General features: G+C 67.9%; 22 protein-coding genes. 12 read left to right on the top strand and 10 right to left on the bottom strand.

The genetic code is table 11. The annotated features are described in order from the left end of the window. The first annotated feature begins 45 nt into the window (after positions 1–45). Complete coding sequence (locus tag LHP98_RS16895; protein ID WP_227253733.1) at positions 46–1,284, top strand: MFS transporter; 1,239 nt, start codon at positions 46–48, stop codon at positions 1,282–1,284. A gap of 4 nt (positions 1,285–1,288) precedes the next feature. Here the strand turns inward: LHP98_RS16895 and LHP98_RS16890 are convergent, their stop codons facing one another. Further along, on the bottom strand, positions 1,289–2,347 hold the full coding sequence (locus tag LHP98_RS16890) for a DUF4424 family protein (protein WP_227253732.1): 1,059 nt from the start codon (positions 2,345–2,347) through the stop codon (positions 1,289–1,291). Between the two features lie 138 nt (positions 2,348–2,485). Between LHP98_RS16890 and LHP98_RS16885 the strand changes: the two genes are divergently transcribed. The 4 genes from LHP98_RS16885 to LHP98_RS16870 all read left to right on the top strand — a co-directional run bounded on the left by LHP98_RS16885 (position 2,486) and on the right by LHP98_RS16870 (position 7,473). Further along, positions 2,486–3,664: an MFS transporter gene (locus tag LHP98_RS16885; protein WP_227253731.1), complete on the top strand. Its 1,179-nt coding sequence runs from the start codon at positions 2,486–2,488 to the stop codon at positions 3,662–3,664. 89 nt (positions 3,665–3,753) lie between these two features. Continuing rightward, positions 3,754–4,776 (top strand): aspartate-semialdehyde dehydrogenase, encoded by a 1,023-nt coding sequence (locus LHP98_RS16880; protein ID WP_227253730.1) that lies wholly within the window; start codon positions 3,754–3,756, stop codon positions 4,774–4,776. A 119-nt stretch (positions 4,777–4,895) separates the two neighbouring features. After that, on the top strand, positions 4,896–5,720 hold the full coding sequence (locus LHP98_RS16875; protein ID WP_227253729.1) for an aldo/keto reductase: 825 nt from the start codon (positions 4,896–4,898) through the stop codon (positions 5,718–5,720). A gap of 118 nt (positions 5,721–5,838) precedes the next feature. After that, on the top strand, positions 5,839–7,473 hold the full coding sequence (locus tag LHP98_RS16870; RefSeq protein WP_227253728.1) for a DUF4139 domain-containing protein: 1,635 nt from the start codon (positions 5,839–5,841) through the stop codon (positions 7,471–7,473). On the opposite strand, the gene mnmD is transcribed toward LHP98_RS16870, so the two are convergent. Beyond that, entirely contained in the window at positions 7,430–8,167 is a 738-nt protein-coding gene (gene mnmD / locus LHP98_RS16865) for a tRNA (5-methylaminomethyl-2-thiouridine)(34)-methyltransferase MnmD (protein ID WP_227253727.1), read from the bottom strand. The genes LHP98_RS16870 and mnmD overlap by 44 nt on opposite strands. A gap of 43 nt (positions 8,168–8,210) precedes the next feature. Here mnmD and LHP98_RS16860 point away from each other — a divergent pair, with 43 nt between their 5' ends. Beyond that, positions 8,211–9,251: an NAD(P)/FAD-dependent oxidoreductase gene (locus LHP98_RS16860; protein WP_227253726.1), complete on the top strand. Its 1,041-nt coding sequence runs from the start codon at positions 8,211–8,213 to the stop codon at positions 9,249–9,251. Here LHP98_RS16860 and LHP98_RS16855 read toward each other — a convergent pair. Together LHP98_RS16855 and LHP98_RS16850 are read right to left on the bottom strand one after the other, a co-directional pair. Continuing rightward, positions 9,248–11,227 carry an FAD-dependent oxidoreductase gene (locus LHP98_RS16855; RefSeq protein WP_227253725.1) on the bottom strand — a complete coding sequence of 660 codons (1,980 nt, stop codon included), beginning with the start codon at positions 11,225–11,227 and terminating at the stop codon, positions 9,248–9,250. The genes LHP98_RS16860 and LHP98_RS16855 overlap by 4 nt on opposite strands. A 73-nt stretch (positions 11,228–11,300) precedes the next feature. After that, positions 11,301–12,770 (bottom strand): aldehyde dehydrogenase family protein, encoded by a 1,470-nt coding sequence (locus tag LHP98_RS16850; RefSeq protein WP_227253724.1) that lies wholly within the window; start codon positions 12,768–12,770, stop codon positions 11,301–11,303. A gap of 204 nt (positions 12,771–12,974) precedes the next feature. Between LHP98_RS16850 and LHP98_RS16845 the strand changes: the two genes are divergently transcribed. Beyond that, positions 12,975–13,169: a hypothetical protein gene (locus LHP98_RS16845; protein WP_227253723.1), complete on the top strand. Its 195-nt coding sequence runs from the start codon at positions 12,975–12,977 to the stop codon at positions 13,167–13,169. Between the two features lie 184 nt (positions 13,170–13,353). Here LHP98_RS16845 and pnp read toward each other — a convergent pair whose 3' ends face one another. Then, positions 13,354–15,495 (bottom strand): polyribonucleotide nucleotidyltransferase, encoded by a 2,142-nt coding sequence (pnp, locus tag LHP98_RS16840; RefSeq protein ID WP_227253722.1) that lies wholly within the window; start codon positions 15,493–15,495, stop codon positions 13,354–13,356. 570 nt (positions 15,496–16,065) lie between these two features. Between pnp and LHP98_RS16835 the strand changes: the two genes are divergently transcribed. Genes LHP98_RS16835 through LHP98_RS16820 form a run of 4 tightly spaced genes read left to right on the top strand, consistent with a single transcriptional unit; the run spans position 16,066 to position 19,178 of the window. Then, entirely contained in the window at positions 16,066–16,860 is a 795-nt protein-coding gene (locus tag LHP98_RS16835) for a UDP-2,3-diacylglucosamine diphosphatase (RefSeq protein WP_227253721.1), read from the top strand. Then, positions 16,857–17,951 (top strand): ceramide glucosyltransferase, encoded by a 1,095-nt coding sequence (locus LHP98_RS16830; protein WP_227253720.1) that lies wholly within the window; start codon positions 16,857–16,859, stop codon positions 17,949–17,951. The genes LHP98_RS16835 and LHP98_RS16830 overlap by 4 nt, the downstream gene beginning before the upstream one ends. Then, positions 17,938–18,516 (top strand): DedA family protein, encoded by a 579-nt coding sequence (locus LHP98_RS16825; RefSeq protein ID WP_227253719.1) that lies wholly within the window; start codon positions 17,938–17,940, stop codon positions 18,514–18,516. Before LHP98_RS16830 ends, LHP98_RS16825 begins: the two co-directional genes overlap by 14 nt. Further along, a complete protein-coding gene (locus tag LHP98_RS16820) occupies positions 18,501–19,178 on the top strand; it encodes a glycosyltransferase (protein WP_227253718.1) in 678 nt (225 codons plus the stop codon). The genes LHP98_RS16825 and LHP98_RS16820 overlap by 16 nt, the downstream gene beginning before the upstream one ends. A gap of 5 nt (positions 19,179–19,183) precedes the next feature. Here the strand turns inward: LHP98_RS16820 and LHP98_RS16815 are convergent, their stop codons facing one another. The 3 genes from LHP98_RS16815 to LHP98_RS16805 all read right to left on the bottom strand — a co-directional run bounded on the left by LHP98_RS16815 (position 19,184) and on the right by LHP98_RS16805 (position 22,315). After that, positions 19,184–20,665, bottom strand: coding sequence for a pyruvate kinase (locus tag LHP98_RS16815; RefSeq protein WP_227253717.1), 1,482 nt, complete (start codon positions 20,663–20,665; stop codon positions 19,184–19,186). Positions 20,666–20,759: 94 nt separating this feature from the next. Further along, the gene (locus LHP98_RS16810) at positions 20,760–20,960 is read right to left on the bottom strand and encodes a hypothetical protein (RefSeq protein ID WP_227253716.1); all 201 of its coding nucleotides are present in this window, start codon (positions 20,958–20,960) and stop codon (positions 20,760–20,762) included. 212 nt (positions 20,961–21,172) lie between these two features. Next, the gene (locus LHP98_RS16805) at positions 21,173–22,315 is read right to left on the bottom strand and encodes an alpha-D-ribose 1-methylphosphonate 5-triphosphate diphosphatase (protein WP_227253715.1); all 1,143 of its coding nucleotides are present in this window, start codon (positions 22,313–22,315) and stop codon (positions 21,173–21,175) included. 95 nt (positions 22,316–22,410) lie between these two features. Here LHP98_RS16805 and LHP98_RS16800 point away from each other — a divergent pair, with 95 nt between their 5' ends. Beyond that, a complete protein-coding gene (locus LHP98_RS16800) occupies positions 22,411–23,100 on the top strand; it encodes a DUF1045 domain-containing protein (RefSeq protein WP_227253714.1) in 690 nt (229 codons plus the stop codon). On the opposite strand, the gene phnN is transcribed toward LHP98_RS16800, so the two are convergent. Then, positions 23,082–23,606, bottom strand: coding sequence for a phosphonate metabolism protein/1,5-bisphosphokinase (PRPP-forming) PhnN (gene phnN, locus LHP98_RS16795; RefSeq protein WP_227253713.1), 525 nt, complete (start codon positions 23,604–23,606; stop codon positions 23,082–23,084). The two genes, LHP98_RS16800 and phnN, sit on opposite strands and share 19 nt — an antisense overlap. Continuing rightward, a complete protein-coding gene (gene phnL, locus LHP98_RS16790) occupies positions 23,603–24,286 on the bottom strand; it encodes a phosphonate C-P lyase system protein PhnL (RefSeq protein WP_227253712.1) in 684 nt (227 codons plus the stop codon). The genes phnN and phnL overlap by 4 nt, the downstream gene beginning before the upstream one ends. Positions 24,287–24,288 lie beyond the last annotated feature (2 nt).

Genomic DNA, 24,288 nt, shown 5'->3' with positions numbered 1-24,288 from the left:
CCCGCCGGGCGCACCTTCCGCGCCGCGCGAAAACCGGAGTCTCCGATGCAGGCCAAGGCCCCGCTGATCACCCCCGTGCTGATTGCCGGGTCGATCATCCTGATGATCGGCTTTGCCGTGCGCGCCAGCTTTGGCGTGTTCCAGATCCCCATCGCGGCAGAATTCGGCTGGGCGCGGTCGGAATTCAGCCTGGCCATCGCCATCCAGAACCTGGCCTGGGGCATTGGCCAGCCGCTGTTCGGGATGCTGGCCGAAAAGTTCGGCGACCGGAAGGCCATCGTCACGGGCGCGCTGATGTATGCCCTGGGCCTGGTGCTTTCGGCCTTTGCGGTGACGCCGGGGCAGCACCAGTGGCTGGAGATCCTGGTCGGTTTCGGCATCGCCGGCACCGGCTTTGGCGTGATCCTGGCCATCGTCGGCCGCGCCGCGGCGCCGGAACATCGCAGCATGGCGCTGGGGATCGGCACCGCCGCCGGCTCGGCCGGGCAGGTGATCGGCGCGCCGACGGCCGAGTTCCTGATGCAGTTCATGGCCTGGCAGACGGTGTTCCTGGTCTTTGCCGGCGTGATCCTGGCCACGCTGCTGGCACTGCCCTTCATCCGCTCGCCCCGGGTGGCAACCAGGGCCGAGCTTGAGGAATCGCTGGGTCAAGTTCTGGTCCGGGCCTTCCGCGACCCGTCCTATGTGCTGATCTTCCTGGGCTTCTTCAGTTGCGGCTATCAGCTCGCCTTCATCACCGCCCACTTCCCCGCCTTCGTGACCGAGCTGTGCGGGCCAATCGACCCCGGCGGGATGCTGTCGATGATCGGCATCAACTCGACCTCGGCGCTGGGGGCCCTGTCGATTGCCACCATCGGCCTTTTCAACATCGGCGGCACCATCACGGCGGGCTGGCTGGGCAAGCGGTACACCAAGAAATATCTGCTGGCCGGCATCTACACCGCCCGCACCATTGCCGCGGCGGCGTTCATCCTGCTGCCGATTACGCCGACCTCGGTGCTGGTCTTCTCGGCGGTGATGGGCGCCCTGTGGCTGGCCACGGTGCCGCTGACCAGCGGGCTGGTCGCGCATATCTACGGCATCCGCTACATGGGCACGCTGTATGGCTTCGTGTTCCTCAGCCACCAGATCGGCGGTTTCCTGGGCGTCTGGCTGGGCGGCAAGATGTATGACCTGAACGGCGATTACACCCTGGTCTGGTGGATCGGCGTGGGCGTCGGGGCCTTCTCGGCGCTGGTCCACCTGCCGGTGCGCGAACGGCCGATGCAGGCGCTGCCAGCCTGAGCGGCTATTCCCGTGCCATCGGCAGGGCGACCAGGATGTCCAAGTCCCGGTCGGGGGTGTAGTTGGTCTTCTCGATCATGAAGGTGGTCGGCCCGACCTTCTTCACGCCATCGGCACAAAGCGAGATCACGTTCTTCGGGTCGCCCTTGTCCAGCGTCAGGCGGAACTTGCCGATCGGCCCGGCCCAGCTGTTCGCCGTGCGCAGAACGTATTCGATATTGTAGGAGGTGCCATAGGCATTGGTCTGGCCGGTCTCGTCGGTATAGGCCAGCGCCTTCATCAGCGCCTTCGAGGTTCCGGCGTCGATGCAATAGCGGTCGACCAGGTAGGTCTGATAGTCCTCGGGCGGATCGGCCCAGTAGAACAGGCCCCCGGGCGGGCGGTTGACATAGTCGTGGTGGACCTTGACCTCGGCCCCGGCCGGGAAGGTCTGGGTCCAGTGGTAGCGGGTGACAATGGACCAGGTCGCATAGACATCCGGCGGGACGTTCTGCGCCGGGTCGCCGGCGTAATACTGCGCCAGGCCCGCCGCCTCGGCCGCCGCTTTCTGGTTGGGCGACAACGCCAGCAGCGCCGAGCGCACCTGTTCGGCATCCAGCGTCAGCGGCAGGCCCAGGCGCGCCACCTCGGCCGTCACGTCGCGGCCGGGGGTGTCGTACTGCTGGGCCGGGGGGCGGTTCTCGTCGTAGGGCGGTTCCAGCACGGCGATGCGGTCGATCTGCACCGCAACGGGCCGGCCGTCCACCGTGACCTTGAAATCCACCAGGTCTTCGGCCGACAGGTCCTGCGGCAGGTTCATCGAGGATTCGTAGGTGGCCCAGACCGAGACGGGCGACAGCGGAAAGATCACCTCTCCGGTGACATCGGCGCCACTGGTGTTCTTGAACAGGTAGTCGACCGACACCCTGTCGATGCCGATGAACAGGTCTTCTTCCAGCATCGCCACCGCTTCGGTCTGGTCGAAGGTCAGGCCGGTGGCCGAAAGGCCGCCCCAGCCGTCATTGGCTGCGGCAGGCAGGGCAACGGTCGAGGCAAGGATGGCAAGCGAAAGGCGCAGGCACATGGGAAACCTCCGGGGCCGAAATCGCGCTCATCTGACGCCCGCGCCTGCATTTCCGCAAGACGGGTATTGCCGCACCCACAGCCCCTTGCGGCTGCCCGCCGGCCTTGCGACAAACCCGCGTCGTTCCAGGAGACCCTCATGCGCCTTGGCATCGCCTGTCTAGTCGTCGGCTATGTGCTGTCGCAGTTCTACCGCGCCTTCCTGGCGGTGCTGGCGCCGGTGCTGGAATCCGACCTTGGTGCGAGCAAGGCCGACCTCGCCGCGGCCTCGGGCTACTGGTTTCTGGCCTTTGCCGCGATGCAACTGCCGGTCGGCAGCGCGCTTGACCGGATCGGGCCGCGGCTGACCACCGCCTTTTGCCTGATGATCGGCGCAGGCGGTGCCGCGGTGTTCGCCACCGCCGGATCGCCCCTGTCGATCAAGGTCGCGATGACGTTGATCGGCATGGGCTGTGCGCCGGTGCTGATGGCCAGCTACTACATCTTCGCCCGACAGTTCTCGCCCGCGGCCTTTGGCACGCTGGCCGGGATCACCATCGGTATCGGCAGCCTTGGCAACATCGCCGCCTCGGCGCCGCTGACCGCCGCGGCCGAGGCGTTCGGCTGGCGTGAAACCGTCTGGGCGCTGGCCATGATCACCGCGGTGATGGCTGTCGCGGTGGCGGTGCTGGTGCGCGATCCGGCGAAGGTGACGGCGCCCGAAGGGCCGAAGGGTTCGGTGCTGACCTTGCTCGCCATGCCGGCGATCTGGCCGATCCTGGCGATGATGCTGGTCTGCTATGCCCCGCCCGGTGGGCTGCGGGGCCTGTGGCTGGGACCGTATTTCACCGACGTCTGGGGCTATTCGCGGCCCGAGGTCGGCATGGCGGGCCTGTGGATGGGCATCGCCATGGTGATCGGCAGCTTTGCCATCGGCCCGATGGACCGTTGGCTGGGCACCCGCAAATGGGTGATCTTCGGCGGAAATGCAGCGATGCTGGGCTTTACCGCGGCGCTGTGGCTGGCCCCTGCGGCCTCGCCGGTCTACGCCACGCTGATGTTCGTCGGGCTGGGGTTCTTCGGGTCCACCTTCCCCATCGTCATCGCCCATGCCCGGGCGTTCTTTCCGGCGCATCTGGTGGGGCGCGGGGTGACACTGGTCAACCTGTTCGGCATCGCCTCGGTGGGCATCGCCCAGCAGGTGACGGGCGGCCTGTTCTCGGCCATTCCCGCCGCCCCTGACCCTTCGGCCCCCTATGCCGCCGTCTTCGCCTTTTTCGCCCTGACCACGGCTGTGGGACTTTTGCTCTACCTGTTCTCGAAAGACCGCACCGACTGAGCCGGGCCGCCGAATCCGCTTTCTCCGCGGCCCCTCATGCGCTAACAGCCGCCCGTCCCCGCCTTGGGGACGGTGAATGGAGAACCCCGATGGGCTACAAGGTCGTCGTCGCGGGTGCCACGGGCAACGTGGGCCGCGAAATGCTGAACATCCTCGCCGAGCGCGAGTTCCCGGTGGACGAGATCGCCGTTCTGGCGTCGCGCAAATCCTTGGGCACCGAAGTCAGCTTTGGCGACAAGACCTTGAAGACCAAGGACCTGGCCACCTTCGACTTCACCGGCTGGGACATTGCGCTGTTCGCGGTGGGGTCCGGCCCGACCAAGGAATTCGCCCCCAAGGCCGCTGCCGCCGGCTGCATCGTGATCGACAACTCGTCGCTCTACCGCTACGACCACGACGTGCCGCTGATCGTGCCGGAAGTGAACGCCGATGCGATCCACGGCTATGCCAAGCGCAACATCATCGCCAACCCCAATTGTTCCACCGCGCAGATGGTGGTGGCGCTGAAGCCGCTGCATGACCGGGCGCGCATCAAGCGCGTGGTGGTGGCGACCTACCAGTCGGTCAGCGGTGCCGGCAAGGAAGGCATGGATGAGCTGTGGGACCAGACCAAGGCGGTCTACAACCCGGTTCAGGACGTGCCGCCGAGAAAGTTCACCAAGCAGATCGCCTTCAACGTCATCCCGCACATCGACGTGTTCCTTGATTCCGGCGAGACCAAGGAAGAATGGAAGATGGTGGCCGAGACGAAGAAGATCCTCGACCCCAAGATCAAGGTTACCGCGACCTGCGTCCGCGTGCCGGTCTTCGTCGGCCATTCGGAAGCGATCAACATCGAGTTCGAGGAACCGCTCGACTGGCAAGAGGCGCAGGACATCCTGCGTGAAGCCCCCGGCATCATGCTGATCGACAAGCGCGAGAACGGTGGCTACATCACCCCCATCGAATGCGTGGGCGATTATGCCACCTATGTCAGCCGGGTGCGCCAGGACAGCACCGTCGAGAACGGCCTGTCGCTGTGGTGTGTCTCCGACAACCTGCGCAAGGGCGCGGCCCTGAACGCGGTTCAGATCGCCGAGGTTCTGGGCCAGCGGGTTCTGAAAAAGGGCTGATCTTTCAACATCTTCCGTTCTGCGCTGCCCGCCCCGGAAACGCGGCGGGCAGTTTTGCCTTGCGCCTCCGCGCGCGGGGGGGTTTTCTGCGCAGCGCGAAAGAACCGAAGGTAGACCCGATGACCGCCCGCCTGCGCCTGAATGACGGCCACAGCATCCCGCAGATCGGCCTGGGCCTGTGGCAGGTGCCCGCCGTGATCACGGCGCAGACGGTTGCCACCGGATTGCGGCTTGGCTATCGGCTGATCGACGGCGCCGCGGTCTATGGCAACGAGGAAGGCCAGGGCCAGGGCGTGCGCTGTTCCGAGGTGCCGCGCGACCAGATTTTCGTCACCACCAAGATCTGGAACGACGCCCAGGGCCACGACACCACCCTGCGTGCCGCCGAGGCCGGATTGGCCCGCCTGGGGCTGGATTACGTTGATCTGCTGCTGATTCACTGGCCCTGCCCGGCGCGCGGGCTTTACATCGACACCTGGCGCGCCCTGATCCGTCTGCGCGAAGATGGGCGCTGCCGCTCGATCGGGGTGTCGAACTTCAACGCCCCGCATCTGGAACGGCTGATCGGCGAGACCGGCGTGGTGCCGGTCCTGAACCAGATCGAGGTGAACCCGCGCTTGCAACAGGCCGAACTGCGCGCCCTGCATGACCAGTTGGGCATCGTCACCCAAAGCTGGACACCGCTGGGCCAGGGCAAGAGCTTTGACGCCCCGGCAATCGCCAAGGCCGCGCAACGCAGCGGCAAGACGCCCGCCCAGGTGATTCTGCGCTGGCACGTCCAGATCGGTGCCTCGGTCATTCCACGCTCGACGCGCGAAGCCGGGTTGGCCGAGAACCTGGACATCTTCGATTTCGCGCTGACGCCCGAAGAGATGGCGGACATCGCCACCCTCGACGAGGGCACCCGCTGCGGCCCCGATCCGGCCCGCTTCGAGATGCTGTAATCCCCTTGGACGCAGGCCCCCGCGGCATCCTTGGTTCCGGTATTCCGCCCTTGCCGCTGCGCCCGCCCTGGGCCTAACCTTCCGGTCAGCGCCCCTTCTTGCAGCAAAGGCCCCTGCCATGCGTGCCGTTTTCGCCGCCCTGCTTGCCACCACCGCCCTGCCGGCCTGGGCCGATACCATCCTGGCCACCAGCACGATCACCGCCGTCACCGTCTACCCAGATGGCGCCAGGATCACCCGCGAGGTCAGCTTCACCGCCCCCTCGGCCGGGCCGCATGATCTGCTGGTCACCGACCTGCCGGCATCAACCCAGCCGGGCCTGCTGCGCCTGCAGGGCGATCAGGGACTGGTGTTCGGTGCATTCTCGTTGCGCGCCGACCGCCTGCCGCCGCGCGAAGACCCGCTGACCCCCGAGCAAGAGGCCGCCAAGGCCGAGGTCGAGCGCCTTGAGGCCGCCGAGCGTGATGCCTTTGCGGCGGTCGAGGCGGTGCAGGCCCGGGTCGATGCCGCCAATGCGCGGGCGACCTTCCTTGCCTCGTTCACCGGCGCGTTGCCTGACACCGCCACGCCCGAAGGCCTGAAGGCGATGGCCGACATGATCGAGACCGAGACCCGCGCCGCGCGCGAGGCCGCGGCGCTGGCCCGCAAGAATCTTTGGCCCGCCCAGCAGGCGCTGACACGGGTGCAGGAAGACCTGGCCCAGGCCCAGGCCGCCCTTGACGCCCTGCCCGCCCGTGACGCCGACTACACCGCGCTGTCGGTGGCCGTCGAAGCCGCAGCGGCGGGCGAGTCCAGGCTGACCGTCACCCACTACATCGAAGGCGCCAGCTGGCGCCCGTTCTACGACCTGTATCTCGCCCGCGAAGGCGGCGCCCGGCTGACCATCGACCGCAGCGTGCTGGTCACCCAATACACCGGCGAAGACTGGTCCGGCGTCGACCTGACGCTGTCCACCTCGCGCCCCGCCGAGCAGGCCGCGCCCAGCACGCTGTGGCCCGAACCGCGCCGGATCGTGCCCGAGGGGCAAGACAGCGAAGGCTACGACAGCGCCAAGTCGGGCGGATACGAGGACGCCATGGCTGCCGCTCCGGTCGCCGAAGCGATGCCCGCGCCCGTGGTGGCCGCGGCCGGGATGGAGGGCGACACGGTGGTCTACCACTACCCCCGCGCCGTCGATGTCGCCTCGGGCGTGGAAGACCTGCGCCTGTCGCTGGACAAGATCGAAGCCGAGCCCAAGGTCATGGCCATTGCCGTGCCCCGCTGGGACCGCACCGCCTTTGTCCAGGCCGAATTCGTCAACACCTCGACCGAACCGCTGCTGCCGGGCGAGGTGCTCTTGTTCCGCGAGGGTGTGCTGGTCGGCGGCACCTCGCTGGGCGTGGTGGCCCCGGGCGCCGAGACCAGCATCGCCTTCGGCGCGCTGGAGGCGATCCAGGTCAGCCGCGACATGCCTCGGCGGGAGTCGGGCCAGTCCGGCTTTATCTCGACCTCGAACGAGGCCAGCGAGGTGGCGGTGCTCAAGGTCGAGAATCTGGGGGCCGAGGTCTGGCCGGTGCGGGTGATCGACCAGGTGCCCTATTCCGAACAGGAAGACCTGGAAATCACCTACACCGCCAAGCCCGCGGTCACCGAAAAGAACGTCGACGGCCAGCGCGGCATTCTGGCGTGGGACTTCGACCTGCCGGCGGGCGCCAAGCAGGAGATCAGCCTCAGCTACTCGATGCGCTGGCCTGAAGGGATGGTCCTGCAATAACAGGCGCTTGCCCCGGGGCGCCAACAAGGCGACCCTTGGTCATGTGGCGCTTGCCGGCAAAGCCCGGCGCGCGTTCCACCTGAAATCCGGTGGCTGCCAGCGCCCGCCGGACGTGACCCGCAGCGGTGTAGGTGGCAAAGCTGCCGCCCGGCGCGGTGTGGCGGGCAACCTCGGCCATCAGCGCCTCGCCCCACATCTGCGGGTTCTTCGCCGGCGAAAACCCGTCCAGGAACCAGGCGTCGGCCACGCCGTCCCATTGGCCAAGCGTTTCGCGCGCATCGCCCAGGATCAGGCGCAGGTCCACCCCGGGCAGGGCGATTTCCGTGGCCCCTTGCGCGCGGGCGGCCAGCAAGGGGGCGGCGATCGCGGCCGCCGCCGGGAAGGCCGCCAGCGCCCGGGCCATGTCGGCCGCGGCCATGGGAAACGCCTCGAAGCTGGTGAAGCGCAGGCACCCCGGCCGCCCGGTCCTTGCCCATTCCAACGCCAGCGTCAGCAGGTTCAGCCCGGTGCCGAAGCCCAGTTCGGCGATGTGGAATCCGTCGCACAGCCGCTGCGGCAGGTCGTTCCCGGCAAGGAAGACATGACGGCACTCCTCAAGCCCCCCGGCCAGCGAGAAATACGGGTCGTCGAAGGCCCGGGCGACGGGAATGCGCCCGTCCTTCCAGTCCAGTTCGGGTTGCGGTCCGGGGTCCATGGGCATAGTCCTCTGCCGCGTTCATTGCGGCAGGAGGTACAGGATGGCAAGCGTCGATGTGACGGTGCGCGGCGGCGGCATCTTCGGTCTCTCCATCGCCTGGGCCTGCGTCCGGCGTGGCGTGAAGGTGCGCCTGATCGAGACGGCGCGGATCGGCGGCGGCTGTTCCGGCGGGCTGGTGGGGGCGCTGGCCCCGCATGCGCCCGAAGCCTGGAGCCCCTTGAAACAGTTCCAGTTTGAAAGCCTGATCATGGCCGAAGGCTGGTGGGCGACGGTGGCCCAAGCCGGCGGGGTCGATCCCGGTTACCTGCGGTCCGGCCGGTTGCAGCCCCTGGCGGACGAGGCAGCGGTTGCGCTGGCGCAAGAGCGCATCCCTGCGGCGGCCGAGTTGTGGCAGGGCCTGGCCGAGTGGCGGGTGGTGCCGGCCACCGGCGCAAAGTGGGAGCCGGCCTCGCCCTCGGGCTGGCTGATCCACGACACGCTGACGGCCCGTCTGTCACCCCGCCAGTCCGCGGCGGCACTGGAGGCTGCATTGCGGGCCTCGGGGGCCGAGATCGTTCTGGGCGAGGCGCCAGAGGAGGGCGCGGTGGTCCATGCCACCGGCCTGGCGGGGCTGCAGGCGCTGTCGGCGGCCTTTGGGCGCAAGCTGGGGGCCGGGGTGAAGGGGCAGGCGCTGAAGCTGCGGTTCGACGCGCGCGACATGCCGCAGGTGTTTGCGGCCGGGGTGTTCGCCGTGCCGCATGCTGACGGGACGGTGGCGGTCGGGTCCACGGCCGAGAACGTCTGGACGGTGGACGGGCCGGATGGCCAGCTTGACGACGTGCTGGCGCGGGCGGTGGCGATGCTGCCGGTGCTGGCGGGGGCCGAGGTGCAGGAACGCTGGGCCGGGGTGCGGCCGCGGGCGAAAAGCCGCGGGCCGGTGCTGGGGGCCTGGCCAGGGCGGCCGGGGCATTTCGTGGCCAATGGCGGGTTCAAGATCGGCTTCGGGGTAGCGCCAAAGGTGGCCGAGGTGATGGCCGATCTGGTGCTGGAGGGCCGCGACGTGGTGCCAGATGCGATGCGGGTCGAAGCGCTGCTGGCCTAAACGCCCAGCGCGACCTTGCGGCCTTCGTGGAAGGCATAGGCGGCCAGCCGGGGGGCGGCGCAGTCGCCGATGCGGTGGGTGGCCTTGCCCGCAAAGGATTCCGGGAACGGATCGAAACTGCGGTTGGTGGTGGCCATCACCAGCGCGCTGGCCGGGATCAGGGTTTCCTCGCCCGTCAGCAGGCTGCGGACGGTGGCGCCGTTGCCGTGCCAGCGGGAAATCAGGCTTTCGGTGACGAAGTGCGCGCCCTTGGCCGCCAGCGCCCGGCGCGCGGCGCCGTCGGCCGCGGTACGGGAAATCTCTTTTCCGACAAAGGCTTCTGGCGTGACGATGGTGACGGCGTGGCCCTGTTCGGCCAGCCACCATGCGGTGCCGACGCCGCGCCAGTTGCTGCCTTCGTCATAAAGGATGACCTCATGCCCTGGCCGGGCCTCGCGGCGCAGAATGGCCTCGGGGCTGTGGACCTGGCCGTTCTCCAAACCCGGAAGGCGGGGCTCACCGGGCAACCAGCGCTGGAAACCGGCGTCGTCAGGCAAGGAGCCGGTGGCGAGAATCACGGTGTCGGCGGGGTGGGCGGCGATTTCGTCCTCGTCGAGAAAGGTGTTGAGGCGGAGCGTCACGCCCAGGTTTGTGAACTGTCGTTCATACCAGTCCATCAAATCCAGGATCTGCGCCCGGCGTGGCTGCAATCCCGCCAGCCGGAACTGCCCGCCGATCACCGGCAACGCCTCGACGATTTCGACAGCATGGCCGCGTTCTGCGGCGGCTCTTGCGGCCTCGAGCCCCGCCGGACCGGCGCCGACGACCAGCACCTTGCGGGGTGTCGCTGCCTTGGTGAAGCGGTCGCCGCCCCATTCGAACTCGCGGCCTGCCGAGGGGTTGATCAGGCAGGAAATCCAGTAGTCCCGGCTTCGGCGGCCCCAGCACATCTGGTTGCACGAGATGCAACCGCGGATGTCCTGCGGCCGGCCTTCCATCACCTTGCGCGCCAGATGCGGGTCGGCGATCTGGCCACGGACGATGGAAACAAGGTCGGCTTCGCCGGCGGAGAGGATCGTTTCGGCGTTGTCCGGGGTGCGAATGCCAGCCTCGGAGGTGATCCGGGCGTGCTTGACAATTCCCTTCAATTGCGTGGTCAGCGGCGTGGTCAGCTTTTCGGCATGGGTGAAGGGCGGGATGATCCGCTCGAAATCCAGGTAGCTGCCGGCGCCCACGGTGACATAGTCCATATGCCCGGTGGCATCGTGCAAGGCAATGATCTCGCAAAGGTTTTCGGCTGACAGGGTGACCTCGGGGAAGACCTCTGACCAGCTGATGGCCAGGCCGATGACGAAGTCTTCGCCGCAGGCCTTGCGGACCCTTTCGATCAGGGTGCGGGAAAAGCGGGTGCGGTTTTCAAGGCTGCCGCCCCAGGCGTCGTCGCGGGTGTTGGACCAGGGGGTCCAGAACTGGTCAAGCAGGGAATGATAGGCGGCCCAGACCTCGACTCCGTCAAAGCCGCAGGCCTTGGCACGGCGGGCGGCCTGCACGTGGGCGTCAAGTATCTCATGGATTTCATTGACGGTCATGCGGTGGCTGCCGTCGCTGTCGTGGTAGGAGGGGCCGCCCGAGGGGCTCCAATGCGGGGCATAGGACAGGTCGGAATCGCCATGCGCGCCGATGTGGTAGATCTGCTGGATGATGACGCTTCCGGCGGCCTTCACCTCATCGGTAATGCGTTGGAAATACGGGACGATTTCATCAGACTGGTGCAACAGGTTGCCGCGGGTCAGAACCCCGGTGCGATGCGCCGGGACCGGCTCGCAGACCACCATCGCGGCGCCGCCAAGGGCCCGTTCCAGAAGGTATTTCCCCTGCCGGGCGCCGGGAATGCCCTGGTCGGACATGTTGTTGGTATGCGCGCCGAAGACGATGCGGTTTCGCAGGGTATGGCCGCGCAGCGCAAGAGGCGAAGTCAGGTGGCGGTGTGCGGTCATGCGGGTCTCCGATCCGCCACAGGAAAGGCGGAATCGACAGGTGTGTCAAGTTTTCCCGAACGACCGCAACGCCCTATTCGGCCGCGTCGCCGACCGAGAAATCATAGCCCGAGATGCCCTTGGGTTCGAGGAATTCCTCAAGCCCCCAGATGCCGCCTTCGCGCGCCCGGCCCGACTGCTTGACCCCGCCGAAGAACGATCCGGCGCCGCGAGGGCGACCGTTCATCTCGACCATGCCCGAGCGCAACTGCCGGGCCAGTCGGTTCGACCGCACGGGGTCGCCAGACTGGACATAGTTCGTCAGGCCATAGGGGGTGTCGTTGGCGATGTGCACGGCTTCGGCTTCGGTCTCGAAGGGGATGATCGAGAGGACCGGGCCGAAGATTTCCTCGCGCTCGATGGTCATTCCGGGGCGGACGTCGGCAAAGATGGTGGGCTTGACGTAGAAGCCGCGGTTGAAGCCTTCGGGCAGGCCGGGGCCGCCGCAGACAAGGCGGGCGCCTTCGTCGATGCCCTTCTGGATGTAGCCCTGAATCTGGTCCCACTGGCGCTTGTTCACCACCGGGCCAAGGTGCGGGCCGGCTTCATGCGCGGGGCCGACCATGATGGAATTCGCCACCTCGGACGCCTTTGTGACCGTTTGTTCGTAAACACCACGCTCGACCAGCAGGCGCGAGGGCGCGTTGCAGGACTGGCCGGTGTTCTCCATCATCCGCCGGACGCTGCGCTCGACGGCCTTGTCGTCGGCATCGGCGAACAAGAGGTTGGCACCCTTGCCGCCCAGTTCCAGCGTGACACGCTTGAGGGTCTGCGCGGCGGCGATCGAGATCGCCCGGCCGGCGCGGGTGGAGCCGGTGAAGGAGATCATCTCGACATCGGGGTGGCTGGAAAGCTGCGAGCCGACGCCGGGGCCGTCGCCGTTGACCAGGTTGAAGACGCCCGCAGGGATGCCGGCATCATGGCAGAACTCGGCGAAGAGCATCGCGTTGAGGGGGGATTCCTCGGAGGGTTTCAGCACGCAGGTGCAGCCGGCCAGCATCGCCGGAATGGCCTTGAGGGCGATCTGGTTGACCGGCCAGTTCCACGGCGTGATCAGCCCGACCACGCCGATCGGTTCCAGCGCCACGGCCGGCTGCGGCTTGTCACGCGTAACCGAGGGGTCCAGCGGACGGACCCATTCCAGGGTCTCGAACGCCTTTAGGAAGTTGCGGGTGTGCCAGGGCAGGCAGGGTGCCTGGTCGGACAGGGCAAAGTCGATGGGCGCACCCATCTCCATGCTGATGGCTTCGGCGAATTCCTGCAGGCGGGCGTCATACTGGTCCAGGATGCGGGCCACCAGCCGGGCGCGTTCGGCCGGCGGGGTGGCGGCCCAAGGCCCAAAGGCAGCCTTTGCGGCGGCAACGGCGGCATCGGTGTCGGCCTGGTCGCCCAAGCTGATCACCGCGCAGGGTTCCTCTGTCGAGGGGTTGATGACCGGCCAGTCGCGCGCCTTGGCCGGGGCGACCCAAGCGCCGTTGATGTAGAACTCGCGTTTCGTGAGCATGGGACCCTCAAGGCTCTGGCGGAAATTTGATCAAACATGACGTGCCGGACCCCGCCCCGCAAGCGCAGTTCCGACGGATCGGCGTCGGGATTCGGCACATTCCGGCGAGGGAACCGGCAATCTGCCGGATGGAGGTAAGACCGGCACAGACCCCGGCGACAAGACCGGCCAAGCCGGGCGCCGACAAACGCCAAAGGGAAGCCCATGTCCGTCGGCATCGACGGCATCGCCTGCGATTTTCCTCCGGTCCGCACCTCGGTGTTCGGCGCGGCTGGCGGGCGCGCTTGCCAAACGAAACGCCAAGCTCTTTGGCGTTTCGGTCGATCGCGTCAGGATCACCGCACTTGGCAGCGCGACATTGCGCCTTGCGTCGGCGCGCCGGTGGATTGCCCGAAGTGACGACATCGGCCTGACCTTCGCCAAAGCCTGGGACAGGCGGCGCTTCGACCGGCGCATGGTGTGACACGGGGCCGGGCCGGTCTGAAATCGGCCAGCCCGTCCGCGGCGGCAGGCGGATGCGGAAATGGAACAGGCCCCGGAGAACGCTCCGGGGCCTGATCATTCACGAAAGCACGTCGGGCGATCAGCCCTCGGCGTTTTCTTCTTTCTTCTCGACCAGCTCTTCGCCGGTCTCCTGGTCAACCATCTTCATGCCCAGGCGGACCTTGCCGCGTTCGTCAAAGCCCAGCAGTTTCACCTTGACCTCCTGGCCTTCCTTCAGCGCCTCGTTCGGGTGCTGGAGGCGCTTGTTGGCGATCTGGCTAACATGCACCAAGCCATCACGCTTGCCGAAGAAGTTCACGAAGGCGCCGAAATCGACCAGCTTGACCACCTTGCCGGTGTAGATCTGGCCGATCTCCGGCTCGGCCACGATGGACCAGATCAGGTCATAGGCCTTCTTGATGGCCTTCTGGTCGTTCGAAGCGATCTTGATCATGCCATCGTCGTTGATGTCGACCTTGGCGCCCGACAGTTCCACGATCTCGCGGATGACCTTGCCGCCCGAGCCGATCACTTCGCGGATCTTGTCGGTGGGGATGGTCATCGTCTCGATCTTGGGGGCGTATTCGCTGAACGCCTGCGGGGCCGAGATGCGTTTGGCCATCTCGCCCAGGATGTGCAAACGGCCGTCTTTCGCCTGCGCCAGAGCCTGTTTCATGATCTCTGGGGTGATGCCCGCGATCTTGATGTCCATCTGCAGGCTGGTGATGCCGGACTCAGTCCCGGCGACCTTGAAGTCCATGTCGCCGAGGTGATCCTCGTCGCCCAGGATGTCGGTCAGCACGGCAAACTTGCCGTCATCTTCCAGGATCAGGCCCATCGCCACGCCGGCGACCGGAGCTTTCAGCGGAACGCCCGCATCCATCATCGCCAGCGAGCCGCCGCAGACGGTGGCCATCGAGGACGAGCCGTTCGATTCCGTGATCTCCGACACGATGCGGATCGTGTAGGGGAACTCGGTCGGCGGCGGCAGGACGGCCTGCAGCGCGCGCCAGGCCAGCTTGCCATGGCCGATCTCGCGGCGGCCGGGGCCGCCGACGCGGCCCACTTCGCCGACCGAATAGGGCGGGAAGTTGTAGTGCAGCAGGAAGTTGGACCGGGTGTTGCCGTTCAGGGCGTCGATGATCTGCTCATCCTCGCCGGTGCCCAGGGTGGTGACGCAGATCGCCTGCGTCTCGCCGCGGGTGAACAGCGCCGAGCCGTGGGTGCGCGGCAGGACGCCGGTTTCCACCGCGATCTGGCGCACGGTCCGGGTGTCGCGGCCGTCGATGCGGGTGCCGTTCTTGACCACGTCACCGCGGAGAATGGACGATTCCAGCTTCTTGATCGCGGCACCAAGGTTGGCGTCGGCCTTGTCTTCGTCCGACAGCGCCGCGACGATGGCTTCGGCCGCCGCGTCGATGGCATTCGTCCGCTCTTGCTTGTCACGCAGCGCGAAGGCGGCGCGCATCTGCTTTTCACCGGCCTTCTTCACCTTGGCATAAAGGCCCGAGATGTCGGGGGCGGAGAAGTCGAAGGGTTCCTTCGCGGCCTCTTCGGCAAAGTCGATGATCAGGTCGATCACCGGCTGCATCTGCTGGTGGCCGAAGACCACGGCGCCCAGCATCTCGTCCTCGGTCAACTCGTAGGCCTCGGACTCGACCATCATCACGGCGTCCTTGGTGCCGGCGACGACCAGGTCAAGCCGCTGCTCGGGGTTCAGCCGCAGTTGGGTCATGTCGTCCATCGCCGGGTTCAGGACATAGGCGCCCTTCGAGAAGCCCACCCGCGCGGCGCCGATCGGGCCCATGAAGGGCACGCCGGAGATGGTCAGTGCGGCCGAGGCGGCGATCATCGCCAGAACGTCGGGGTCGTTGACGAGGTCGCAGGACAGCACCGTCGCCATGACCAGCACTTCGTTCTTGAAGCCGTCCACGAACAGCGGCCGGATCGGCCGGTCGATCAGGCGCGAGGTCAGCGTTTCCTTTTCCGAAGGCCGCGCCTCGCGCTTGAAGAAGCCGCCCGGGATCTTGCCCGCGGCATAGTATTTTTCCTGATAGTGCACGGTCAGGGGAAAGAAGTCCTGCCCCGGCTTCGCCGTCTTGGCGAAGGTCACGTTGGCCATCACCTGGGTTTCGCCCAGGGTGGCGATCACCGACCCATCGGCCTGCCGCCCAATTTTTCCCGTTTCCAGGGTGAGCGTTTCATGGCCCCACTGGATGGATTTCTTCGTCACGTTGAACATATATCGTTTCCTCTGGGCTGACCCGGCCCTCCGGGCGCCCCGTCTATGGCGGCCCCATTGCCGCCGTCATCCCCCGATCCTCATGCATGTGCCCCGGGGGCGGGCCGCACGTCGCAGATGGGCGCGGGGCATACAGGAAACAAGGGCCTTTGGAAAGCATGGAGTTGGCAGGGCCGGCGGAGCGGCCCCGGTGCCCGGCAGTCCGAGTGGCGGTCAGGCTGACTGCTGCCCGATGCAGACCGCCGTCAATTGCCCGATTGCAACAATCTTTACAGATTGGCCCGATTTGAAACACGGCTGTCATACGCGGGTCATGCACTTCGGTTTGGGCTTTCTGCAGAGCAGCAAAGGTGGGGAACCACGATGAGGCAGCCCTTCGAACCGACAGCGGAACTGCGCGGATCCACATCGAAAGCGGCATCGATCGGCGACAGGGCCCGAACGGTCGAGGCGACCGCTTCGGCCAGACGCCCCCGCGGCGTCGGATCCCGGCACTGGTGGACAGCTTTCAGCCGCACCGCACAGCGCCGACAGGCGGACGGTCACCCGCAGCCCGACACCGGGCCGCCGGTGCAGCCCGGAGCGGCGCGGCGGCGCCGGTTGCGCAGCCTGTTCGTCTCGGACCTGCATCTGGGCAGCGGCGGGGCACGGGCGAGCGAGTTCCTGGAATTCCTGTGCCAGACCGATTGCGCAACGATCTATCTGGTCGGCGACATCTTCGACATCTGGCATGTCGGGCGGGTGGTCTGGTCGCCGGCCCATGACGCGATCCTGGCAGACCTGGCCGCCAGGGCCGCAAAGGGCACGCGGGTGGTCTACCTGCCCGGCAACCACGATGCCGCGATGCGCAACTTCGTCGGGCTTGGCGACCGGTTGCTTCAGGGCGCCTTCGAGTTGCACGACAGCATGACCCATGTGGCGGCGGACGGCCGGCGTTACCTGGTGCTGCACGGCGACCAGTGCGACTCACGCTTTCTGAAGTGGCACCTGCTGACGCGGCTTGGCAGCCGGATCGAGGCCGCGCTGCGCCGGCTGGACCGGGCGCTCTTGCGTGCGACCGGCAGCCCGGCCGAACAGGGCCTGCTTGACCTGCTGCGGCAAGGCGTGAACGCGCTGGTGCTGATTGGCAACGGCTTTGAGCAGCGCCTGGTGCGGCTGGCACGCGACAGCGGGCATGACGGGGTGATCTGCGGCCACTACCACCGCGCCGCGCTGCGCGACCACGGCAGAACCGCCTATGCCAATTGCGGCGACTGGGTGGACAGCCTCACCGCCCTGGGCGAGACCGAAGACGGCAGCTTGCAGCTTCTGGAATGGGCAGCCGAGGCGCAAGTCAGGGCGCAAGCGCAGGAGTGCGCGGCATGACGCTGATCGCCGCTTCGGCCTTGGCCGTCCTGTCCGGCCTGCACCTGACCACGGCGGCTCTGGCCGCCTCGCGCAGAGGTCCGCGCCAGCCAAGAGCGCCGCAAAGGCCGCTTGCGATCACACTGCTTCGGCCGGTCTGCGGCGTCGATGCCTTCGACCTGGAAACGCTGGAAAGCTCATTCCGGCTGAACGATCCGGGGTGCGAGATCATCTTCTGCGCCGCGCACGAGGATGACCCGGCCTGCGCGGCGGTGCGGGCGATGATCGCGCGCCATCCCGATCGGAAGGCGCGGTTTCTGGTCGGAGAGGACCGGATCACCGCCAACCCCAAGCTGAACAACCTGATCAAGGGCTGGGCGGCGGCGACAGGCAGCCATGTGGCGATGGCGGATGCCAACCTGCTGCTGCCGCCCGACTATCTTGACCACCTGTGGGACGCCTGGACGCCGGATTGCGGCCTGGTCACCAGCCCGCCGGCGGGCATCCGGCCGGGCAATCTGTGGGGCGCGCTGGAATGCGCCTTTCTGAACGGCTTTCAGGCGCGCTGGCAACTGGCCGCCGACAGTGCTGGCCTGGGCTTTGCCCAGGGCAAGACGTTGTTCGTCGAGAAGGCCTGGCTGGATGCGGCAGGGGGCCTTGCGGCGCTGGGGCGCGATCTGGCCGAGGACGTGGCCTTTACCAAGATCGTGCGGGCCGGCGGCCGCAAGGTGCGTCTGACGCGGCAGATCTTCGCCCAACCAGTGGGGCGGCGCAGCCTGCGCGCGGTCTGGGACAGGCAGTTGCGCTGGTCGCGGGTGCGGCGTGACGGTTTCCCGGCGCTGTTCGCGGCCGAAATCCTGCTGGGCGCCCTGCCGCCCGCGCTGCTGCTGCTGAGCCTTGCCCCCGCGGTCTGGCTCTTGCCGCTGCTGGCGCTGTGGTACGGGGCGGAACTGGCGCTGTCGCGCGCCGCGGGCTGGCCCGCCGGGCCGCGAGATCTTGCCGCGATGGGGCTGCGCGACCTGCTGCTGCCGGCGCTGTGGCTGGCCACCTGGGCGCGGCGCGGCTTTGACTGGCGCGGCACCGCGATGGAGGTCGTGCGTGATCCCGCCTGAGGCCTGGATCGGCAGCCTCGGCGAACATGGCCTGTGGATTGTTGCCCTGGCCTCGGCGATCGAGGGGCCCATCGTTTCGGTGCTGGCGGCGGTCCTGGCCAGCAAGGGGGCGTTCGATCTGGTGCCCCTGGCCCTGGTGCTGCTGGCAGGCGATCTGCTGGGCGATCTGGGCCATTACCTGCTGGGCCGCCGCGGTCTTGGCCGGGTGCCGCTGCCCTGGCGGCACCGCCTGGGCCTGGGGCCGGACCGGACCGAGGCCCTGGCGCGCCATTTCGACCGGCACGGCGGGCGCACGCTGGTGGTGGCCAAGCTGACCCATTCGGTCGGCGCGGCGGTGCTGGTGGCGGCAGGCCTGGCCCGGATGCCGGTGCTGCCCTTCCTGGCCTTCAACCTGCTGGCCGCACTGCCCAAGACCGCCGCGCTGATGGCACTGGGCTGGTTCGCCGGCGACGCCTATGCGCAGATCGACCTCTGGCTCAGCCGGGGCGCATTTGTGCTGTTGCTGGTCCTGGTCGGCCTGGGGCTGATCTGGATGCGTCGGAGACCGCAATGCCCGCAAGACTGAGCTGCATCCTCCCGGCCTTCAACGAGGCCCCGCGCATCGGCGCGGTTCTTCGCAACGTCCGGGGCCACCCGCTGATCGACGAAGTGATCGTGGTCGATGACGGCTCGACCGATGGCACCGCCGCAGTGGTGGCGGGCTTTGCCGGGGTGCGGCTGATCGCGCTGCCGCAGAATGGCGGAAAAAGTGCCGCCATCGCCGCCGGAGTGCAGGCCGCGCGGCACGATCTGCTGCTGTTTCTGGACAGCGACCTGCTGGGCCTGACCCCGGCCCAGCTGACCGGCCTGATCCGGCCGGTGCTGACCGGGCAGGCCGAGGTGTCGATCAGCCTGCGCCGCAACGCGCCGCTGCCGTGGCGGCTGATCGGCCTTGACTACATCTCGGGTGAGCGGGTGGTGCCCCGCCGCCTGCTGCCCGGCCCCGCAGCGATGGCGGCACTGCCGCGCTTTGGCCTTGAGGTGGCGATGAACGCGGTCTGGATCGCGGCTCGCGCCCGCATCGCCGTGGTGCGCTGGCCCGGCGTCGACAGCCCGTACAAGCACGCCAAGCGCGGGCGGCTGGCCGGGATTGTGGCAGACCTGCGCATGCTGCGCGACATCTTCGCCACCGTGCCCCTGCCGCGCGTCGCGGTGCAGGTCTGGCACATGCGCCGGCTCAGCCTGTAGGACGCCTACCAGCTGCGCAGGGGCCGCAGCCGGTGCGTCTTCTTGCTGATGTGGCCGCTCATCCGGTCCAGCAGCCGATCCAGCAGTTCGATGCCTTCGAACAGGAATGGTCCCTTGTTCAGCATCACGCATTCGGCCCGCGCCGCCATGGCCGCGTCGGTCATCTCGCCGCGTGACGACACGCCGGTCTTCAGGAAGCTCTCCAGCACCTGCGTGGCCCAGATCACCGGCACCTGCGCGGCCTCGCAGAGCCAGAGGATTTCCTCTTGCATCTCGGCCAGCCGGGCAAAACCGATCTCGACCGCCAGGTCGCCGCGCGCGATCATCACCGCGGTCGGCTGGCGCCCCGCGGCGCGCACCAGGATGTCGGGCAGGTTGCGCACCGCGCGCTGAGTCTCGATCTTCAGCACCAGGCCGATGCGCTGCCAGTCATCCGGGCGCTCAGCCGCCAGGGCCTGCTGCAACTGCGCCACGTCCTCGGCATCCTGCACGAAGGAATACTCGATGCCGTCCGCGTGCCGGGCGACAAAGCGCAGCAGCTTGCGGTCCTCGCCGGTCAGGGCGGGCAGGCGGACCTCGGTGTCGGGGAAGTTCACCCCCTTCTCGGGTTTCAGCTTGTAGCCTTTGGCCTCGGGGCCGGCGGTCACCTGCACCACCACGCCCCAGTCCTCGACCTCGCGCACCACGGTTTCCAGCTTGCCGTCATCGACGTAGACCCGGTGGCCCGGCTCGACGGCGGCCAGCGCCTCGGCCAGGGTGCATTCGATGGCGGGCATCTTCTGCGGCGCCCGGTCCAGCCGGCCGGGCCGGGTGATGGCCAGGTCGTTGCCGGAAAACACCCGCTCAAGCCCCTTCCTGTCGCGGCTGTCGCCGGTGCGAATCTTCGGGCCGGGCAGGTCCATCATCACCTTCATCCGCCGCCCGGTGTCCTTTGCGGCCCGGTCCAGCTGGTCGATCATGCGCGCCCAGACGGTTTCATCGTCATGCGCGCAGTTGATGCGCACTGCCTCGACCCCCAGCCCGGCGAGGCGTTTCAGGAACCGCGGCTCGTCGGCGGCCTGGGTCGGCAAGGTGACCATAAGACGGACCGCGCTGTGATCCGACAGGCCGCCAAGCAGGGCATCGGCTCGGGCGGCAATCCGCGCCTCGCCGGCAAAGAAATCGGCGTCGGATGCCGGGTCGGTGTCTGGGGCGCCGCCGCCGGTTGCCGCGGCAAGCAGGCGAGAGACCGCCATCAACGTCGGCATGACGCGGCTTTCAGCCCGCCCCAGCGACGACAATCCTGTCGCCATCATGCGGCGCTGCAACGTGCGCAGGTCATGGTGCCGCAGCGCAAGGTATTGGGCCAGGTTCTCGGCACTGGGCTGAAAGGCGCGATCTTCGATCCAGCCGCGCCAGCGCCCCGCAGTCTCTGCCGCGTCGGTTTCGATCGACCTGCGAAGGTCGGCAATCTCATGCGCCAGCGACGCAAGCCTGGGATCTGACATCTGTTCACCTCTGCCCCGCCGCTATCGCGGGAAGATGACAGTCAGATGACTTGTCGCCTTGGGAAGAAGCGGCCTGCCGCGCCGCGGACTCGCGTCAGACCGGGAACCCGATCTTCTCCAGCACCTGCGTCGCCCTGGCGCGCTGAAGTTCGGTGCCGTGCAGCAGGTCGCGGTTCAGCGTTCCGACCACATGCGACAGCTTGCGCTGGCGGATATAGTCGGCGACCAGGCCCGAGGTCGACTCATTCGGGCATTGCGCAAGATCGTGGATCAGGCGGTCTGCGTTCCCTTGCATGGTGATCATCCTTGTCCTGGCCGGCCCCACCCCCTGCGGCGCCGATTCGAGGCTGACCAAGCCTTGCCGGTTGCGCCGGTCCATCCAAGCCCCATTTGCCGGATATCCACAGGCTTCGCAGCGCTTCGCGCCAAGCGCGAGTTCTATGCGTCCGTGTTTGTGAACAGTTGTTCTATCATGGCGCCGCCTTGCCACGGCTGCACGGTGCTGAGTCAGCCGACGCGACGGCCCTGCACCCAGACGCCGCGCACGGCCCCCGCATTGCCCACCCGGGTGACGCGGATCACGTCAGCCCGCGCGCCCAGGCTCAGGTGGCCGCGGTCGGCAAGGCCGGCGGCATCGGCCGGGGCGGCGGTGACGGTGGCAATGCCGCGCGCGGGATCGCCCCAGATATCACCCAGCATCAAGGCGGCAGACAACAGCGACGAGGGCACATAGTCGGACGACACGATGTCCAGAAGGTCGGCCTCGGCCAGGTCCTGCGCCGCAACGTTGCCGGAATGGCTGCCGCCCCGGATCAGGTTCGGCGCGCCCATCATCACCTTAATGCCGTGGTCATGGCAGGCGCGGGCGGCCTGAACCGTGGTCGGGAATTCCGCGAAATGCGCGCCGTGGGCGGCGGATTGCGCCACATGGGCCGGCTCGGTGTCATCATGGCTGGCCAGCACCGCGCCATAGCGGCGCGCGGCGGCCACGGCGGCGGCCTCATGCACAGCGCCGTTCTTCGCCTTCAGCGCCTTTTGCGCGGCGACGTGGTCCTCGAACTCGGCCGGGCTGAAGCCGTGCTTGCCGCAGACATAGTTGCGCAGTTGCGTCACATCGCGGAACTGCCGCTCGCCGGGGGTGTGGTCCATCAGGCTGACGATGCCGATGCGGTCCTGCGCGCCGAACTTCTCAAGCTCGTCGATCAGGGTTTCCGAGCAGACCTCGGCCCGCAGGTGCAGGAAATGGCTGATCCGCAGCGCGCCCGCTGCCCGCAGGCCCAGGATTTCATCCGCCAGCGAGCGCGCGTATTCGCCATAGTTCGCCTTGGCGTTCGAGGTAACCGATCCCACCCGCAGCGCGTCGAAGACGGTGGTGATGCCCACGCTGGCCAGTTCGGCATCATGCGCGATGATGGCGGCGGCGTGGGGCCAGTCGACCTTGGGGCGCGGCTCGATGTGGCGTTCCAGGTTGTCGGTGTGCAACTCGATCAGGCCGGGCATCACCAGATCGCCACCGCAGTCCAGTGCGCCGGGCGGCACGGCGCCGCCCGGGTCGATGGCGGTGATGCGGCCGTCGGTCATTTTCAGGCTGCCGGTCAGCACCTCGTCGGGCAGCACAAGGCGGGCGTTGGCAAGGATCGTCTCGGTCATCGGGCGCAGTCCTGTCTTGCGGCCCGTGCGGGCCTGGGGCCAAGTGACACGGGGCCGTCACATGCGTGTGACACCGGCCCGCTAGATCGCCCGGCATGGATCAGATGAAGCGCTTTGCCGTCTACTACGCGCCCCGCCCCGGCGGCCTTGCCGATCGCGCGGCGGAATGGCTGGGCTGGGATGCCGCCACCGGCACCCCGGTCGCGCAGCCGCAGCTTGCGGGCCTGCCCGTGCCCGCCACCGGGCTGACCCGCGACCCCGCCCGCTACGGCTTTCACGGCACCTTGCGGGCGCCGTTCCGGCTGGCGGAGCGGGTGACGGCCGAAACCGTGGCCGAAACCGTCGCTGCCCTGGCCGCGCGCCATTCTCCCGTGGTCTGCGACGGGCTGCGGCTGGAATGCCTGGACGGGTTCCTGGCCCTGACGCCCGAGGGTTGCGAGGCAGCACTGCTGGCTCTCGCCGCCGCCGTGGTCGAAGGCACCAACAGCCTGCGCGCCCCCCCGACCGAGGCCGAGATCATCCGCCGTCGCCCCGAACGCCTGACCAGCCGCCAGCATGACCTCTTGCACCTCTGGGGCTATCCTTATGTCATGGAGGAATTCCGCTTCCACCTGACGCTGACCGACCGCCTGCCGCCTGATCAGTCCGGACCGGTGGCGCAGGTGCTGGCGGCGCATTTCGCCCCCGTGCTGCCAAAGCCGTTCCTGATTCAGGACCTGTGCCTGTTCGGCGAGGATGAGGCGGGACGCTTTCATCTGTTGGCCCGTTACGCGCTGACCGGCTGAAGCGCCGCCAGCAGGCGGGCGATGCCGACCTCGAGTGAACTATCGTTCACAATCGTCGTGGCGCTGATCCCCTTGGGCAGCGCAAACGACGCCCGGGCCAGCCGGTCGCGAACATCCTGCGGCCGTTCGCGGCCCCGCGCGGCCAGACGGTCGGCAAGAACCGCATCCGGGGCGGTGATCAGGATCACCCGCAGCGCCGGAAACACCTGTGCCGCCAGCGGCAGCGCGGCCCTGCTGCCGTTGAAGACAACGTCGCCGGGGCTGATCACCTGATCCAGCGGAATGCCATAGCGCAGGCCATGCGCTTGCCAGTGCAGCGCGAAATCACCCCGCGCCAGACGCATTGCGAACTCATGTTCGGAAATTCCCTCGAAGTCCTCGCCTCCGGCCTCGGAGGGCCGGGTGATCACCCGCCGCACCAGCCGCAGGTCCGGCCGTGCGGCCAGTGCGCCGGCGATCAGCGTGTCTTTTCCCGCACCTGAAGGGCCGACCACCGCGAAGATCATGCCGCGGCCCGGGGGGTGAAGCCGGTCACGTCGACCAGCCGGTCGCAGACCCGCGCGCGGGCGGCTTCGTCATGGAAGATGCCCAGGATCGCGGCACCGCGGGCCTTGGCCTCCTCGATCAGGGTCAGCACGACCTCTCGGTTCGCGGCGTCCAGGCTGGCGGTGGGTTCGTCCAGCAGCAGCGCGGGGTAGCCGTGGGCAAATCCGCGGGCGATGTTCACCCGCTGCTGTTCACCGCCCGAAAACGTGGTGGGCGACAGCGACCACAGCCGCTGCGGGATGTTCAGCCGCGCCAGCAGCGCCGCGGCGCGGTCCTTTGCGGCCGCAGGGGCCACGCCCAGCGCCAGCAGCGGCTCGGCCACCACGTCCAGCGTGGGCACGCGCGGCACCACGCGCAGGAACTGGCTGACATAGCCCAGCGTCTGCCGCCGCAGTGCGATGATCTGGCGCGGCGCCGCCTGCGCCACGTCCACCCCCCCCACCAGGATGCTGCCCCCGGCGGCAAGATAGTTGCCGTAGACAATGCGCATCAGGGTGGATTTCCCGGCTCCGGACTGCCCGGTCAGCCCGACGCACTCGCCGGGGGAAACGGTCAGCGAGGCCTCTGTCATCACCGGGATCACCGCGCCGCCCTGGTTGTGCAGGATAAAGGATTTGGACAGGTTTTCGATGCGGATCATGG

This window comes from Rhodobacter sp. Har01, from assembly GCF_020564565.1.
Lineage (GTDB): Bacteria > Pseudomonadota > Alphaproteobacteria > Rhodobacterales > Rhodobacteraceae > Pseudogemmobacter.
Note: the sequence above shows the minus strand (reverse complement) of the source record. Positions and strands in the feature narration are given on the sequence as shown.